The sequence below is a fragment of the Pasteurella bettyae CCUG 2042 genome (assembly GCF_000262245.1).
GTDB lineage: Bacteria > Pseudomonadota > Gammaproteobacteria > Enterobacterales > Pasteurellaceae > Basfia > Basfia bettyae.
The window spans coordinates 67595-84921 of record NZ_AJSX01000019.1 but is presented as its reverse complement, the minus strand read 5'-3'; the positions used below and the strand labels follow the sequence as shown (position 1 = coordinate 84921).

Genomic DNA, 17327 nt, shown 5'->3' with positions numbered 1-17327 from the left:
GTTCGGCACAGAATACTCAAATTTGTGATAATTGATGTAGATTTCGAGAGCGGTTTTACCGCAAAACTGCGGTAAAAATTTTGAAAATTTTTCAGATTATCAATTGAAGTTAATTGCTCGAGTTTTCCCATCGTACATAAAAGATGCCTTCAATCAAAAGCAAAGCAAACGTTTTCGTTTTGGATGGATTTCATTTATAATAGAGGAAATTTTTAGTTAACTAATTAAGGTATGCTCCCTATGTTCAAGCGCTTTCGTGGCTCGCCAGCCCTTTCTGAATTTCGTTTAAACCAACTTCAACAAAAATTTGCCAATGCGAATTTACCTGTGAAATCCGTGTATGCGGAATATGTGCATTTTGTCAATTTAACCGCCCCGCTTTCTGCGGAGCAAGAAGACAAACTCAGCCAGCTTTTACACTACGGTCCAACCCTTGCGGAACACGAACCTGTGGGCGAAACTTTTATTGTGATTCCACGCTTCGGAACCATTTCCTCTTGGTCGTCAAAAGCCACCGACATCGCTCACAACTGCGGTTTGGCTCAAGTGGCTCGTGTGGAGCGTGGTTTGGCGTACTATTTTGATTTTGAGCGTGCATTAACTGCTGAAGAACAGACCGCACTTTCTGCGTTGTTACACGACCGTATGATGGAAACCGTGATCCGCAATGAAAGCGAAGCGGCAATCTTATTCACCCAACAAGAACCAAAACCCTTCACTACCGTGGATATTTTAAACGGTGGTCGCAAGGCGTTAGAAGAGGCGAACATTAACTTAGGTTTAGCGTTGGCAGACGATGAAATTGATTATTTGGTGGAAAACTTCACCAAATTAGGGCGTAACCCGAACGACATTGAGCTGTATATGTTTGCTCAGGCGAACTCGGAACACTGCCGCCACAAAATTTTCAACGCAGACTGGATTATTGACGGCGAGAAACAGGAAAAATCGCTGTTCAAAATGATCAAAAACACCTTTGAGAAAACCCCTGACTATGTGCTGTCTGCCTACAAAGACAATGCTGCGGTAATGGAAGGCTCAAAAATCGGGCGTTTCTTCCCTGATCAGGACGGTCAATACCGCTACCACGAGGAAGACGCTCACATTTTAATGAAAGTGGAAACCCACAACCACCCAACCGCTATTTCGCCATTCCCAGGCGCGGCAACAGGTTCGGGCGGGGAAATCCGTGACGAAGGGGCGACAGGGCGTGGTGCCAAACCAAAAGCTGGTTTGACCGGTTTCTCGGTGTCTAACTTAGTAATTCCAAACTTTGAACAGCCTTGGGAAAATCCACTGTCTAAGCCAAGCCGTATCGCTTCGGCGTTGGATATTATGATTGAAGGCCCGTTGGGCGGTGCGGCGTTTAACAACGAATTCGGTCGCCCTGCGTTGTTGGGTTATTTCCGTACTTACGAAGAAAAAGTAAACAGCTTTGCGGGCGAAGAAGTGCGTGGCTACCACAAACCGATTATGCTCGCTGGCGGTATCGGCAACATTCGTGCCGAACACGTGCAAAAAGGCGAAATCCCTGTGGGAGCGAAACTGATCGTGCTTGGCGGCCCAGCGATGAACATCGGCTTGGGCGGTGGTGCGGCTTCATCAATGGACAGCGGTAAATCCAAAGAAGATTTAGACTTCGCCTCCGTGCAGCGTGAAAACCCAGAAATGGAACGCCGCTGCCAAGAAGTGATCGACCGCTGCTGGCAGTTGGGCGACGAGAACCCGATTTTATTCATTCACGACGTGGGGGCAGGCGGTTTGTCTAACGCTATGCCTGAATTGGTACACGACGGCGAACGAGGCGGTAAATTTGATTTACGCAACATCCTTTGCGATGAAAAAGGCATGTCGCCGCTGGAAATTTGGTGTAACGAATCGCAAGAGCGTTATGTGTTAGCCGTTGCCCCTGAAAAATTGGAATTATTCACCGCACTTTGTGAGCGTGAACGAGCGCCATTTGCCGTGATTGGCGAAGCGACAGAGGAAAAACACTTAACCTTACACGATGCGCATTTCGGCAACGATCCGATTGATTTGCCGATGAATGTGTTACTTGGCAAAACACCAAAAATGACCCGCAATGTTTCGCAAAAAAATGTGGAAAACGCACCGCTTGCAACCGCTAATATCAACCTGAAAGAGGCCTTGCACCGTGTGTTACGCTTGCCTGTGGTGGCGGAAAAAACCTTCTTAATTACCATTGGCGACCGCTCGGTCACCGCAATGGTGGCGCGTGACCAAATGGTTGGTCCGTGGCAAATTCCTGTGTCTGATGTGGCTGTTACTACGGCTGGTTTAGACACTTACCACGGCGAGGCAATGTCTATGGGCGAAAGAGCCCCTGTTGCCTTGTTAGATTTCGGGGCATCAGCTCGCTTGGCGGTGGCGGAATCCATCACCAACATTGCGGCAACCGATATCGGCGACATCAAACGCATTAAACTTTCTGCCAACTGGATGTCGGCGGCAGGTCACGCAGGCGAGGACGCAGGCTTATACGAAGCCGTGAAAGCAGTGGGCGAAGAGCTTTGCCCTGCACTCGGCTTAACCATTCCAGTGGGCAAGGACTCAATGTCGATGAAAACTACTTGGGAAGAAAATGGCGAGAAGAAAACTGTCACCGCACCGCTTTCCCTTGTAATTTCAGCCTTCGCTCGTGTGGAAGATGTGTGTAAAACCGTCACTCCACAACTTCGCACCGACAAAGGGGCGAGCCGCTTACTCTTAATTGACTTAGGCGAAGGCAATAACCGCTTGGGAGCAACCGCCTTAGCACAGGTGTATAAACAATTAGGCGACAAACCAGCTGATGTGGTAAATGTTCAAGCGTTAAAAGACTTCTTCAACGCAATGCAAGCCTTGGTGGTGGAGCGTAAATTATTGGCTTACCACGACCGTTCAGACGGTGGTTTGATCACCACTTTGGCAGAAATGGCGTTTGCCGGCAACTGCGGCGTGGATGTGGATATTTCAGCCCTTGGCGATAACGATTTAGCGGTGTTATTCAACGAAGAATTGGGTGCGGTGATCCAAGTGGCAGACAGCGAACTCAATGCTGTGCGTGATGTGTTGAAAGCTCACAATTTAATCCACCTTACCAAAGAATTAGGTGTGGTAACGGCGGACGACCGTTTTGAAATCAGCCGCGGCTCACGCAAATTACTAAGCGAAAAACGCTCTGAATTGCGTGGCATTTGGGCAGAACTCACGCACCAAATGCAGCGTTTGCGTGACAACCCAGAATGTGCAGACCAAGAATTTGCCGCGAAAAAAGGCCCGAACAACCAAGGTTTATCTGCATTCTTAACCTACGATGTGAATGAAGATATTGCCGCACCATTTATCAACAAAGGCGTGAAACCAACCATTGCGATTTTGCGTGAGCAAGGCGTGAATAGCCATTATGAAATGGCAGCAGCGTTTGACCGTGCAGGTTTCAATGCGATCGATGTGCATATGTCTGACTTAATGGCAGGTTGCCATAATGTCAATAATTTCAATGCGTTAGTGGCGTGCGGCGGTTTCTCTTACGGCGATGTGTTAGGTGCTGGTGGCGGCTGGGCGAAATCAATCCTGTTCAACCCAGCATTGCGTGACCAATTCAGCCAATTCTTTGCCAACCCGAACACGCTGGCGTTAGGTGTGTGTAACGGCTGCCAAATGATCTCTAACTTGGCGGAAATCATTCCAGGCACCGAAAACTGGCCGCGTTTCGTTCGCAACAAATCTGAACGCTTTGAAGCCCGTGCCGCAATGGTGAAAATCAATGACACCCATTCGCTCTGGTTCAATGGAATGGCAGGCAGCCATATGCCGATTGCGGTTAGCCACGGCGAAGGGCAAGTGGAGTTCAAATCTGCCGAGCAACTCGCAGGCTTAAAAGCCCAAAACTTGGTGGTCGGACAATACATTGACAGCCAACTCAACCCAACGGAAATCTACCCAGCCAACCCGAACGGCTCGGCAGAGGGGATTACCATCATCACCAACGTTGATGGACGAGTAGCGGCAATGATGCCACACCCAGAGCGAGTGTTCAGAGCGATCAGTAACTCTTGGTATCCAGAAGATTGGACGGAAGATGGGGCTTGGATGCGGTTGTTTAGAAGTGCGAGAGTGGCACTTAAATAAACATTAAGGAAAGCACTTGCTTTGGCGGGTGCTTTTTAATTTATATAACCAATAATATTATTTGGAAAGGTTTATGATAAAGTTAGATAAATCAATGCTAGCATTAACTAAAAATGCTTATTTTTATAAATCCAAAGGAAATGTAAATCATTCAGAAATTCTTAATTATGCAAGTAAAAATTGCCAAGAAGGAAAAAATTTTATAGTTAATATAGTAGAAGAAGAACTTGAATTCAATGGAAAATCATACACTTATTCATTGCGGATTTTCCCATCTCAAAGAGATGTGTATTTTATTAATAATCCTGATATAAAAGAGTTTATTGATATTATTCATGCTTATGCCGCTGGCGATTTCTCAACAAGGGGCGAGTATTTATCTTGTTTGTCGTTTTGGAGGATTTGATGATAACCGTTTGCTTGCCTTACACCGCTTACAAAAAGCCAAAATTTCCACCTTTGGCTTTGAACGCCCTGCGGATTTTAATCTGCAACAGTACCAAGATGAAGGCAATCTTGGCTTTTCTAACCAAGGAAAAATCCGCCTTTCTTTTTCGATTGAACACGGTGAAGGTTTTCATCTGATCGAAACCCCACTTTCCAAAGATCAAAAACTGTTGGAAGAAAGCGAAGAATACTACCGTTTCCAAGCCACTGTTGCTGATAATGATATGCTGAAATGGTGGTTACGGCGATTCGGCGATAATATTTGGGATATTGAAAAAGAACAACTTTAATCGAAGACATTTTAGCCAAGGGCTTAAAGAATTGTTGAAATTACAAGGTGTGGAAGCAGGCGACTACTATGAACCGATGACCGAAAAAGTCAACTAACAGCAATTAGCTGTAGAGAAAGAGCTTAAAGCGAAATTTCTATAACAAACAATACATTTCATAAAACTTCCTTGAATATTCCCCCTTGATAACCAACTGTTCAAGGGGCTTTTTTGTAAATATGATTTGCATTCTTTATATATTATGAATAATCCATCTAAAAATCCTCCACCAAGCATAGACGCTATAAATTGCATCGCTTTTCTGATCGTCCAATAAACCATGCCCAACTTCATTTCTTAAATTTGGACCTAATGAGTTCGAAAATACAGCTTGTAGTTCAAACCATAGATTATCGCCTAAAATCTCATTATTTTGGGTTTATCTAACAAGGACGATAGCCCAATTTTATGCTCAATACCATCAGAGTCAGTTGTCGTTATCATTACGCATTTCAACTTCCCAACAAAAACTCCCCAATATGCTGATGTACAATCCCATCAATATTTTCCTGCCAGAAATCATCCATTGTAATAACATATTTCGGGTAATTATCGGCAATAGCTTGTAGTGGGGAGAATTCCCGTTGAACGGTTTGTTCGCTTTCTAGTTTATAGGCGACTTGGATATAGCGTTTTTCATTCTGTTTTTGTGCTACAAAATCTACTTCTTGTGTGCCGTGTTTGCCAATGTAAACCTGATAGCCTCGACGTTTGAGTTCAAGATAGACTACATTTTCCAAAATACCTGCAATCAAGCTGGTACGAAACCCCATTGTGGCATACAGTAAAGAAACATCGCCCAAATAGAATTTTTCTTGGGTTTTCAAAATTTCCTTGCCTTTCAGATCAAATCGTTCTACTCGATGCAAAATAAAGGCACTTTCCAATGCTTTCAAATAGTTATAAACAGTATTGATATCTACTTTTCGTTGTTGGCTTTTAAAATAATCTGCAACATTTTTGCCTGAAAAGGTATTTCCAATATTATCAAAAGCATATTTGACAATGCGTTCTAATAATTCTACATCTCTGATTTTATGCCGTTGCACCGTATCTCGCAGAATCACAGAAGCATAAATATCCTGCACGATTTTATATGCGGTTTCAGTATTATAGTCTGCTGTATGCACCATAGGAAAACCGCCTTTTTGCAGATATTCGTTGAAAAGTGCGGTCGGATTTTCGCTATTTTTTTGCGAATAACCAGCTTTGAAATCTAAAAATTCTTTATAAGATAGAGTTAAAATCAGTATTTCCACATAGCGTCCTGCTAGATAAGTTGAAAGTTCAGACGAGAGTAAATGCGAATTGGAACCTGTGATATACAAATCAACATTGAAATCCACCATAAAAGCATTTACGGCTTTTTCCCAGTCGGCAACTTCTTGGATTTCATCAAGCAGCAAATAGTATTTGTCTGCCGCCTGAATTTTCTCTTTTATTAATGCATAAAGCTTTTCGGCAGTTTTGAACTCACTAAATGCAAAACTTTCAAAATTGATATGGATAATTTGCTGTTCGCTAATACCTTGTGCAATAAGTTCTGCCCTCAATAATTTCATTACCGTAGATTTACCCGAACGGCGAATCCCTGTAATCACTTTGATTAAAGGTGTGTTGATAAAAGGTTTGAGTTGTTGAATGTAATTTGGTCGATTGATCATAGTAAAGTATTTTGGTTATGTTCTAAATTAAGAACAATTTTACTATTTATTTTTGGTTATAACCATAAAAATATCATAAATAATTATTTTTTTATGAGTATGAATTGCTAGGAGTTGATCATTCTGTTGCGTTTGGGAGAACTATTTCGATTTTTACCGCACTTTTCTCACTTTCTCGACTTTTAATTTCAGATTTTTTCCTGTTTAAAAGATCTCTATTTTTTATTTAACGCTAAAAATAATTTTTTAGCGACACAAAATGACTCATCTATACATAAAATACCCTAAATTTATAGAGGAAAAACAAATGAATACAGAAATTGAAAACATCATTCATCAATTACAAAAATCTGAAAAAATCCTTGTTAAACAAGGTAATATCATCAGAACTGAATTAGAAAAAAATGAGCTGATGGCTTTATTTAATGCAGCTTTATCTAGTGATAATTCTATTCATCTTGACGAAAAGGATCTGAAATATGTCAGCGAAATGAAAAATCTTAAAAGTTATGATATTCGGATCGAGACTTGGAAAAATGATAAGGAATTGGCACATCAATTAAGTCTGGTTTTTCAAGAAATTAGACGGTATCAACATTTATTTTGTCATATAACGGTGAGTCTCGGCTTTAGTTTGGCAGAATATTGTACAGTGACAGACTGGGTAAGATTGCTAATGTCTGATGATGGCGACTTTTGTTTTGGAATGAAGTTTGAAAGAGATGAGAATTTTGCATTAAAGTTATTCATTTTAGCAGGCTATGAGCTTTAAATTTTGTGGAGAATAAAATGTTCCAACTTACCTACTGCCAGCAAGCAGGCAACAAACACCAGAAAAATCAAGACGCACTATTCAACGGCAAAGCCGTGTATCAATGGCAGCTGAAAAATGCGGAAAGTGATATTTTAGACGATAAAAAAGTGATTTTGGGCGTGGCGGACGGCATTTCCAACTGCCCAAAACCACAGCTTGCCAGTCGGTTTTTAATGGAAAAGATCGCCACCTGTAAAGCGTTAAATGCCGCTTGGTTACGCAATGTTCAAGCCGAACTTTGTGAGCGATTTGCCTTGTCTGATTTCGGCACTAGCAGCACATTTGTCGGCTGTGAGCTGCATTTTGATGAAAAAAGTGCAGTCGGAAATGGCAATGTTTTGAATGTTGGCGACAGCCGAGCTTATAAAATTTCTGCAACGGACGAATGGAGCCAGCTTAGTTTTGATCACTCCGTGCTGGCAGAAATGAAAGCTCAAGGTTTAGCTTTGGCAGAAATAGAATACGCCGCAATGTATCACGCCTTATCGGATTGCATTACCGCAGATTTTGATGCGGCGGATTTCCGCATTCATTCGGCTGCCTTTCAGCTGGAAAAAGGCGAAAGTATCTTGCTCTGTTCGGACGGTTTGCACGATTACATCACTCCACAACAGCTTGCTCATATTTGGCAACGCTACACCAATAACACCGAACGGTTACAAATTTGCAGAAAAATGGTGAAAAAACACCGCTTGTATGATGATTTTTCGGTGGTGGTTTGTGAAATAGTGTAATTGTGCGACACAAATTGTCGTGTTAATCCATAAAATTGCTCAAAACAATACAAAGGAGTAACTTATGAAAAACGATCTTAACTACGCCGCTGAACTTATCCGCCAAGCAGATGGCATTTTAATTACCGCTGGGGCAGGAATGTCGGTGGATAGCGGTTTGCCTGATTTCCGCAGTGTGGGCGGATTTTGGAACGCCTATCCGCCGCTGAAAAAATTCAATTTGCAATTTATGGACATCGCCACGCCGCAGGCTTACCAATACCGCCCCGAGCTTGCCAAATGGTTTTTCGCTCACCGTCTAAACCAATATCGCCAAGCCGAACCGCACGAGGGCTACGCCATTTTGCAACGCTGGGCAGCGGAAAAACCGCACGGCTATTTCGTTTTCACCAGCAATGTGGATGGGCATTTCCGCAAGGCAGGCTTTGCTGAAAGCCGCATTTACGAATGCCACGGCACATTAGACCGCTTGCAGTGCGTGGAGAATTGCGAGGATAAATCTTGGTGGTCATACGGCTACCGCCCCGTAACTGATGATGAACAATGTATTGTTACCAGTGAAGTCCCAACCTGCCTACATTGCGGCGGCTTGGCTCGGCAAAATGTGCTGATGTTCAATGACTGGACATACAGCGAAGGCTACCAACTTGGCAAACAGGCGTTGCTAGACGAATGGCTACACAAAACGCAATGCCCTGTGGTAATTGAAATCGGTGCAGGAAAAGCCATTCCCACTGTCCGCAATTTCTCTGAACGCACTGCTAAACAGAAAAAAGGCGGACTTATCCGCATTAACCCCATAGATGCAGGCGTGCCCAAAATGCATTTTTTAAGTTTGGAAATGGGCGGATTGGAGGCGTTGAGGGCGATTGATAAATTATTAAATAAGTAGAGTTGAAGTTTTTTCTAACAAAATCAATAATTTATTGCTTGCTTGCTTGCTTGCTTGCTTGCTTGTGATAATTGTGTGAGAATTATCCATCTTTTAAAACACGGAGCTATTTATGGAATCTTCTACTACTATCCGAAAAATGTTAGCCAATGGCCAAATCATTGTTCCAAGTTATCAACGAGCTTACTCTTGGGAAAGAGATAAACAGGTAAGCCAATTTTTGCAAGATTTGGAAGAATACCGCAAAAGCCAGTCTCATTCAGCTTATTACTTTGGGCATTTTCTTTTTGAAAATAAAGGTAATGATATTTACCACATTGTTGACGGGCAACAGCGATTAACGACGATTGTTATTTTTGTTGCTGCACTTTTTCAGCGTTTAAAAGAAATTCATAATGTAAACGGTATTGAAAAATTACCGCCTAAATTGCAAGCTAAATATGGTGAAATGATCAAGTATTATGAGCAAGATCGTTTCCAAACGGTTGAGTATGACAGACTCTTATTTAAAGATGTCATTATTGATAATGTGAAAAATTCAGAAACAGAACTGCAAAGTGCAGATACGGAATCTAAGCGTCGTTTCTTACAAGCATTTCAGTATTTTTATGCGCGTTTTGTAGATTGTGACGAAGAAAAATTGTTAAGGTTATTGGATATTGTCAGTGATGCCGCTTGTACTACTCACGCAGTAACAGATGAATCAGAGGCTATTCAGATGTTTATTTTCCAAAATAACCGTGGTAAGAAGCCGACAGATTTGGAAATAATTAAAGCAGAATTGATGTTTTATGTACATCTTTATGGCATATCTGCGAAAGACAGTTTATTAAATGAAATTAAAGATCGCTTTGAAATCATATATAAATCCATATCATCAATAGAATATAAAATTAGTGAAGATGATGTTCTTCGTTATACTATTAGAGTGTATAGCAATAATTTGAATACATTGAATGATATGACACCGCAAGAATGGATTGCTAAAAGATTAGAAGAGAAAGGTGTTCAATTTATCCAAGAATTTGTTTTAAAACTTTCTCAAGGTTTTGAAAGTTTGAAGTTGTTCTTTACTAAAGATGATCAAGATACACATCAAATTCACTCTTTCATTTCATTAGGGAACTTAGGGGCTGTGATGCCATTTGTGTTAAAGGCTTATAACTTCAGTATTCCTATGGAAGAAAAAGTAGCATTATTCCGAGCATTAGAGTCTGTTTTATTGAGACACAGATTATCAGGAACACGGGCAGATTTAACGGCAAGATTAAATGGTGTTTATCAAGAATTTATTGCTGAAAATAAGAATATTACTCCAATTTTGGCTAAGATTGATGAATTGAAAACAACAAACTACGAATGGTGGGGATACTGGACAAATGATATTGTCAAAAAAGCATTGTTAGGGAATGTTTATCACCCTGTTGCTAAATTTCTATTATGGAAATATGAAAATCATTTGGAGTCTCAAAATGCCAATGGCTATGCATTAACTCGTTTTGATGAAGTAAAAAGTCCGGAATTAGAACATATTTCGCCTAAAACACCGAGAGATCAATCTGAAATTGCAAGTGGCTATGATGATTACGATAATGAATTTGAAACAAGTTATTTGCATTCATTGGGTAATCTTTTGCTGATTTCAAAGTCTCAGAATTGCTCTTTGGGGAATTGCTCATTTGATGAAAAAAGAATGAGCTATAAAGACAACCATCTGGCACAGCAACGAGAAATTTTCTCAATGACGGAAAATAATCCGAAATGGAAAAAAGCAGAGATTGAGAAACGGCGGGATAAAATTGTTGAATTTATCATGTCAGTAATTTAATTATTTTATTTAACAAGCGGTGCAATTTTGCAAAAACTTCGCAAAATTGCACCGCTTTTTTATTTTTTACGACTTTTAATTTGGGGGATAAGCCTGTTTTAAAGAGAGGGATATTATGCCCTACTTGGCCAGAAAATTTAGCATTTTGCGACACTAATTGTCGCAATGGTAAATAAAATAGCCTTATTCTTAATGAAACAGGAGTATAAAAATGAAAAAATACCGTTTAATTGAAGGTGACAAAGAGTATAGAGGGCAAAAGCTCTATCAAATTCAGGCGTTGCGAGATTTTACGACCAGTAATAATACCGAGGTGAAAACTGGCGATTTGGGCGGATTTGTAAGTGGTGAGCATAATCTTTCCCACGAGGGGAATTGTTGGGTGGCAAATTCGGCAGAGGTGCGAGATAAGTCTTGCGTATCGGAAAATGGCTATGTGGGTGGTTTTAGCTATTTGAATGGTGCGGTGCAAGTGTTTGGTAATGCTCGTATTACAAGGGGAGATTTTTATGGCGAGGTAAAAATTTATGATAACGCCAAGGTTTCTGTTAAAGGTACAGTTTGTGATGAGGTAGAGATATTTGGAAATGCAGAGGTAGGCGGTAAAAATACGAATATTTTTGATGCAGTTAAAATTTTTGAAAATGCTGTAATAGGCGGTTCTTTGATCTGCGATATTAAGATTGGCGATAATGTTCAGATTTATGGCAATGCTCAAATTGGGACGCAGTGTTGTTTAGCAGGTAATGCTGAAATTTATGGTAATACGAGAATTAAAGGGGGAAATGTAGATATTCAAGATAATGTCAAAATTTGTGGTGCTGAAATTACGGGTGGTAATCGTTTTAAAAATAATGTCCAAATTGTAGGGCAAAACATCGTAATTAGTGGCAGTGTATCTTTTTCAGAAAATGCCAAAATTATAAATACTGATGAAACACAGAGCATTGAAATAGGTGGCGATGGTACGATTGCAGGCAATGCGTTTATTCGCTCGCAAAATGATTTTGTACAGAGCAAGATTTTTTCCGATTTTTTGGAATATTTCACAGCCTATAAAACCGAAAACGGCATTGAAATTCGCTATAACGATCAGTCTTTTTCCCCAGAGCAAGTGCGTAAAGCATTATCGGCTTATACAGAATATGAAACAGCTATTCAAATTGCAAAATCACGCATTTTAGGAGATTTTTAATGAAATATCGTTTAACTGAAAACACCGTGGAATATCGCGATAAAATCCTTTATCAAATTGAAGCCTTAAAAGATTTTAAAATTGAAATTGAACGAGGCTGGGCGTTAAAAGTTAAAAAAGGCGATTTAGGCGGCTATATTGAAAAAGAATCTAACCTTTCTCAAAAAGGGAATTGTTGGATTACAAAAGCAGTTTATGTGTTGGATAATGCTCGAGTAGAAAATGATGCGGTTATTAAATGTTGCTGTGTAGTGCGTGAAAACAGCCGTGTATTTGGGCGCGCTTGGCTTTCTGATGAAAGTATTGAAAGTTATCAATCTGATATTTCAGGGCAGGCAAAAATTTATGGTGATGCCTTTATTTATAAAGTGGGTTTAACAATGACGGGTAATGCCAAAATATACGGTAATGCAGAAGCAAAATATACGCAATTTGATATTTATGGTAATGCGATATTTTCAGCAGGGAGAGTATCAGGTGATGATAAGGGGTGTATTACTGTAAGCGATAATGCGGAAATACGAGGCGGTTGGTTAAAAGATAATTGTTCTGTATCTGACAATGCCAAAATTTATGGCGGTTGTGTTAGTGATAATGCTCAAGTTTACGGTAATGCTAAAATTTATGATTCTGATATTTGTGGCGAAGCGATAGTGGAGGGTAATACCGAAGTGAAGTTTGATACTAACATTAGCGGTAATGCCTATCTTTGCGGCAATGCGATTGTTGAGCGAGATGAGGATATAATGACCTTTTCCAATATTGGCACGCTGGCACTATTGCTTAATAAGGAAATAGAGGGAATGCAACATCTCACTTTTTTCCGTGCTGGCGATAAAATACAGATGACGATTGGGGGAGATTTTTATGATGACACGGATAAATTTTTACAACATATGAAATTATTCTGCCAAAATTTGCAAGCAATGTTGGAAATGGCGGAAAAGCGGTTTGCTTAAAAGTAGGAGCAAAAAATGAAAAAAGATCTAAAAATCGTGGTTTTAACTGGGGCAGGTATTTCAGCGGAATCGGGCATTCGGACTTTCCGTGCGGAGGATGGGTTGTGGGAAAATCATCGGGTGGAGGATGTGGCAACGCCTGAGGGCTATAAGCGGGATCGTGAATTGGTGCAACGCTTTTACAATGAACGCCGCCGTAAGCTGTTTGACCCTGAAGTGCAACCCAATGCGGCTCATCTTGCCCTTGCCGAATTAGAAGTGAAATTGGGCGAAAATATGCTGATTGTGACGCAAAATGTGGATAATTTGCACGAAAGGGCAGGCTCAAAAAATGTGATCCATATGCACGGCGAACTGTTGAAAGTACGTTGCCCGAATAAAGGCTCGGCGTATGAATGGCAAGGCGATGTGACTGATGAAAGCCGTTGCACCTGCTGTGTTCAACCTGCACGGCTGCGTCCGCATATTGTTTGGTTTGGCGAAATGCCGTTGGAAATGGCACGAATTGAAAAGGCGTTGATGGATTGTGATATTTTCGTTTCTATCGGCACATCGGGCAATGTTTATCCAGCGGCAGGCTTTGTGCAAGTCGCCAATAATTGGGGAGCGAAAACCGTTGAGCTGAATTTAGAACCGAGCAAAGTCAAAAATGCATTCCAAGACGCAAAATACGGCAAGGCAAGTGAAATTGTGCCTGAATTTGTGAAAGCGGTGTTGGCTCAGTTGGAGAAATAAGGTTGCGAGCGGTGCGAGTTTGTAGATTCACGATTAACCTTGCGATTATCTTCTTAGCGAACTATTCGGAAATTCCGAATGGTTGAAATTTCATCAAGTTATTGTGTATTAAAAATCGCTTTTAAATGTTCATTGATTGTTTGCGTTTGTACCCCAAACAGCTTCGCCATATTTTTTTGCATCAGCTAAAAAGTTTCATCAATATATTGCACTTCAATATGCACATCCTAATTGGCAGAATAGAAAAGAATGTTAGCACTGGTAGGGGTAGTCAAATTTGTCATTTTAAACTCTTTAATTGGGCGTTACCTTACCATAAAGTGCGGTCGGTTTTTGCGGAATTTTTGTGATCTGCATTCCAAAATTTGCAGATTTTTTGCAAATTTTTACCGCTTTCTGTTTTATGCGACATTAAATGTCGTATCAACTCATATAATTTCTTCTGTGAAATCAGTAGAAGGAATGTTTTATGAGTCACTATCAATTAAATCCCTCCACCGTTTCCCTTTATTCTGAAAAAATTATGCTAAAAGCGATGTTTGAGCATAGCTTATTTTCGGAAATATTTAATGTTCATCGGTATGATGAAATTGTAAGTTCAATCGGACTGCCAGAGGAATTTGGCAAAGATGTGGATATAAAAAAAGCCTCTCGTGAATTATTGACTCAGCGGTACAAAGCCATTTTAAATCGAGATAATTTGCCTGAGCAGTGGCAAACTGCCTATGAGAATTTAGCCCTTTTAGGGCAGTTTTTAGATCTCACATCTTGCGAGCAGGCTGTGATGCGGTTTGTGTTTCATTTCCGTGCCGAACGAAATTTGCACAGCCTGCTTGAATGTTTCCCTAAAATGGATTTAAGCCAAACAGCCTTAATTTTAGCGGATTTTCTCGGGCAAAATCACAAAGAGCTTAAAACGGTATTGGGTAAAAAGAGCAAATTAAGCAGCTATGGCTTGATTGATCGTAGCTATAGCCCCGATCAGTTTCACGATTATTTGGGCTGGGGCGATGCCTTAGATTTTGATGATTTTGTGATTGTGCCGATTACTGAACAATCCTTGATTGAGCGTGCCACCGTGCCAACCACGCCTTCTACGCTGAAACTTTCGCATTACGATCATATTGCGAAAAATCGTGAAATGATGCTGAACTATCTGGACATTGCGGCGAAAACGCAGAAAAAAGGCGTAAATATTCTGCTTTATGGCGCGGCTGGCACAGGCAAAACCGAGTTTGCCGCACTGCTTGCCGAAACGCTGAATCTGCCTGCTTACACAATGGCAAGCCAAGATCAAGATGGCGATGTGTTGAGTGGCACGACTCGTTTGGAAAATTGCCGTTTGGCTCAAAAATTATTGGCAGGCAAAAGTGCGGTCATTATTTTTGATGAAGTGGAGGATGTGTTTGCTGGCTCTTTTACCGAGCGTTCGGTGGCACAAGAACACAAGGCTTGGGTCAATGATTTCCTTGAAAATAATACGATTCCGATGATTTGGATTTCCAATTCGGTGGGTTGCATTGATAACGCTTATCTCCGCCGTTTTGATATGATTTTTGAAATGCCGATGTTGCCGAGCAAGCATAAAGAAACGCTGATTACTGATTTGGTGGGGGATAAATTATCGGTAGAATATGTTCGCCATTTTGCCCAAAATGCCGATTTATCGCCTGCGGTTTTAACTCGCACGCTCGGGGTAATGAATGCGTTGCCAACGGAAAATCAAGCGAATTTTGCCGCCAAAATGCTCGTAATGTTCAACCAAACCCTGATTTCGCAAGGTTTTCGCAAAATCGAACCGCTTGTTGAGAGCAAAATTGCCTACAATTTGGATTGGGTAGCGTGTCAGGAAAATTTGCACAAAATCACGGACGGCTTGAAAAATACTAAGCGTGGCAGAATTTGCTGCTATGGACCAGCGGGTACAGGCAAAACAGCTTGGGCAAACTGGCTGGCTCAGGAAATGGTCTTGCAAGTGTTGGTGTGCCAAGGTTCGGATTTGATTTCGCCTTATGTGGGCGGAACCGAGCAAAATATTGCTGCCGCTTTCCGCCAAGCGAAAGAGAACAATAGGGTGCTGATTTTTGATGAAGTGGATACTTTTTTGTTCGCTCGCCAAAGCGGACAACGCAGTTGGGAACATAGCCAAGTAAATGAAATGCTGACCCAAATTGAGAAATTTGACGGCTTGCTGGTGGTTTCCACCAATTTAATGGATAACCTAGACCCAGCGGCACTCCGCCGTTTTGACATCAAACTGCATTTTGATTATTTGAAATTGGAACAACGCAAAAATGCAGCGATCAGCCAAGCGGAAAAATTGGGGCTGCCAGCATTAAGCGAAGCTGATCTTTCCCGTTTTCAGCATTTTGAAAATCTTACTTTGGGCGATTTTGCCGCCGTCTCACGCCGTCACCGCTTCGCTCCGTTTGAGAATGTGGCGGATTGGATTGCTGCGTTAGAAGCGGAACTTTCGCTAAAACCCAAAGTGGATAATCAGTTAGATAAATGGGTATTGTAGGTTAAGTAAGCGGTGGATTTTGCGAAAAAATTTGTAAACCCCACCGCTTGTTTTTATTCTATTTTTTCAATTTCGCTATTTTTTCCAAAAACTTATTAAAATCGCTTTTAAAAGTGCGGTCTTGAATGACACGGAATTTTTCATATTCGCTTTCCGCTTTAATTCTTGCCATTTCGGCACTGATTTTGCCTTTATCGTGTAAGATCGGGTAATTTGACAGCATTAAGAAATTATTTAAGAAAGTTTCCCATTCCGCCATATTCATTAAAATCTACCGTCTAGCTCGGTTTTCGGCAAGATCTAGATAAGCAGAAAACAACTGATTCAGCTCGCTGATATGAGCTTCTTCCAAATAATTTTTCGCTACCGACACATCGCTTTTCAGAATTTTGCCGTCGGGGGCATTTCGCCAAGTGGCCAGCCCCATATTCGGTGACTGGCTATCGGCTTTGTGATAAATCAGTTCTGCTGCAGTTTGCTATGTAATTGCCCAATGCAATTTATTTTGCATGGTAGCGAAAAATTGTTTGGTGAGTGGCGATTTTGGATCATAATCGGATGATAACGCATACAGCTCGGTGATTTTCTCGTAAAAACGGCGTTCCGAAGCTAGAATTTCACGGATTTTCTCCATCAACTGCTCAAAATAATCCAGCCCAAACTGTTTGCCTTGTTTCAAGCGTTGATCATCAATCACAAAGCCTTTGATGATAAATTCACGCAGTGTATTGGTTGCCCAAATGCGGAATTGAGTCGCTTCACGGCTATTCACACGGTAGCTCACGGCGATGATGGCATCGAGATTGTAGAAATCAATATTTCTTGCTACTTGGCGATTACCTTCTTGTTGAACTATTCGAATTTTTCGAGTGGTTGAAATTTGAGCTAATTCTTCACTCTCAAAAATCTGTTTTAAATGGAAATTGATGGTATTGGTTTGAACACCAACAACTCCGCCATATTTTTTGCGTCAGCCAAAAGGTTTTATCAAGATATTGCATTTCAATATGCACATCTTGATTAGCTGAATAGAACAGAATATTGGCACTAGTCGGGGTAGTCAGATTTGTCATTT

At 41.0% G+C, this 17327-nt stretch carries 14 protein-coding genes and 1 pseudogene; 11 read left to right on the top strand and 4 right to left on the bottom strand.

What is annotated here, in order from left to right:
- The first annotated feature begins 240 nt into the window (after nt 1-240).
- The 3 genes from purL to HMPREF1052_RS04005 all read left to right on the top strand — a co-directional run bounded on the left by purL (nt 241) and on the right by HMPREF1052_RS04005 (nt 4871).
- Nucleotides 241-4134: a phosphoribosylformylglycinamidine synthase gene (purL, locus tag HMPREF1052_RS04010; protein WP_005759839.1), complete on the top strand. Its 3894-nt coding sequence runs from the start codon at nt 241-243 to the stop codon at nt 4132-4134.
- Between the two features lie 73 nt (nt 4135-4207).
- Nucleotides 4208-4540, top strand: coding sequence for a hypothetical protein (locus tag HMPREF1052_RS11205; protein WP_147280365.1), 333 nt, complete (start codon nt 4208-4210; stop codon nt 4538-4540).
- Entirely contained in the window at nt 4470-4871 is a 402-nt protein-coding gene (locus HMPREF1052_RS04005; protein WP_081484387.1) for a helix-turn-helix transcriptional regulator, read from the top strand. The genes HMPREF1052_RS11205 and HMPREF1052_RS04005 overlap by 71 nt, the downstream gene beginning before the upstream one ends.
- Before the next feature lie 232 nt (nt 4872-5103).
- Here the strand turns inward: HMPREF1052_RS04005 and HMPREF1052_RS11050 are convergent, their stop codons facing one another.
- Both HMPREF1052_RS11050 and HMPREF1052_RS04000 read right to left on the bottom strand, forming a co-directional pair.
- Nucleotides 5104-5274 carry a DUF4209 domain-containing protein gene (locus HMPREF1052_RS11050; protein ID WP_231284613.1) on the bottom strand — a complete coding sequence of 57 codons (171 nt, stop codon included), beginning with the start codon at nt 5272-5274 and terminating at the stop codon, nt 5104-5106.
- A gap of 88 nt (nt 5275-5362) precedes the next feature.
- Nucleotides 5363-6574: an ATP-binding protein gene (locus tag HMPREF1052_RS04000; RefSeq protein WP_005759832.1), complete on the bottom strand. Its 1212-nt coding sequence runs from the start codon at nt 6572-6574 to the stop codon at nt 5363-5365.
- 307 nt (nt 6575-6881) lie between these two features.
- Here HMPREF1052_RS04000 and HMPREF1052_RS03995 point away from each other — a divergent pair, with 307 nt between their 5' ends.
- The 8 genes from HMPREF1052_RS03995 to HMPREF1052_RS03960 all read left to right on the top strand — a co-directional run bounded on the left by HMPREF1052_RS03995 (nt 6882) and on the right by HMPREF1052_RS03960 (nt 16252).
- Nucleotides 6882-7346, top strand: coding sequence for a hypothetical protein (locus tag HMPREF1052_RS03995; protein ID WP_005759853.1), 465 nt, complete (start codon nt 6882-6884; stop codon nt 7344-7346).
- Between the two features lie 17 nt (nt 7347-7363).
- Nucleotides 7364-8122: a PP2C family protein-serine/threonine phosphatase gene (locus tag HMPREF1052_RS03990; protein WP_005759935.1), complete on the top strand. Its 759-nt coding sequence runs from the start codon at nt 7364-7366 to the stop codon at nt 8120-8122.
- A gap of 64 nt (nt 8123-8186) precedes the next feature.
- Complete coding sequence (locus HMPREF1052_RS03985; protein WP_005759947.1) at nt 8187-9014, top strand: SIR2 family NAD-dependent protein deacylase; 828 nt, start codon at nt 8187-8189, stop codon at nt 9012-9014.
- A 112-nt stretch (nt 9015-9126) separates the two neighbouring features.
- On the top strand, nt 9127-10842 hold the full coding sequence (locus HMPREF1052_RS03980; protein WP_005759906.1) for a DUF262 domain-containing protein: 1716 nt from the start codon (nt 9127-9129) through the stop codon (nt 10840-10842).
- Nucleotides 10843-11053: 211 nt separating this feature from the next.
- The gene (locus HMPREF1052_RS11475) at nt 11054-12037 is read left to right on the top strand and encodes a hypothetical protein (RefSeq protein WP_005759904.1); all 984 of its coding nucleotides are present in this window, start codon (nt 11054-11056) and stop codon (nt 12035-12037) included.
- Complete coding sequence (locus tag HMPREF1052_RS03970) at nt 12037-12996, top strand: hypothetical protein (protein WP_005759792.1); 960 nt, start codon at nt 12037-12039, stop codon at nt 12994-12996. Before HMPREF1052_RS11475 ends, HMPREF1052_RS03970 begins: the two co-directional genes overlap by 1 nt.
- 15 nt (nt 12997-13011) lie before the next feature.
- The gene (gene cobB, locus HMPREF1052_RS03965) at nt 13012-13731 is read left to right on the top strand and encodes a Sir2 family NAD+-dependent deacetylase (protein ID WP_005759809.1); all 720 of its coding nucleotides are present in this window, start codon (nt 13012-13014) and stop codon (nt 13729-13731) included.
- A 469-nt stretch (nt 13732-14200) separates the two neighbouring features.
- Nucleotides 14201-16252 (top strand): AAA family ATPase, encoded by a 2052-nt coding sequence (locus HMPREF1052_RS03960; RefSeq protein WP_005759879.1) that lies wholly within the window; start codon nt 14201-14203, stop codon nt 16250-16252.
- A 58-nt stretch (nt 16253-16310) separates the two neighbouring features.
- Here the strand turns inward: HMPREF1052_RS03960 and HMPREF1052_RS11200 are convergent.
- Both HMPREF1052_RS11200 and HMPREF1052_RS11470 read right to left on the bottom strand, forming a co-directional pair.
- A pseudogene (locus HMPREF1052_RS11200) lies at nt 16311-17069 on the bottom strand (virulence RhuM family protein).
- A gap of 82 nt (nt 17070-17151) precedes the next feature.
- Nucleotides 17152-17325 (bottom strand): hypothetical protein, encoded by a 174-nt coding sequence (locus HMPREF1052_RS11470; RefSeq protein WP_231284612.1) that lies wholly within the window; start codon nt 17323-17325, stop codon nt 17152-17154.
- Nucleotides 17326-17327: the final 2 nt, after the last annotated feature.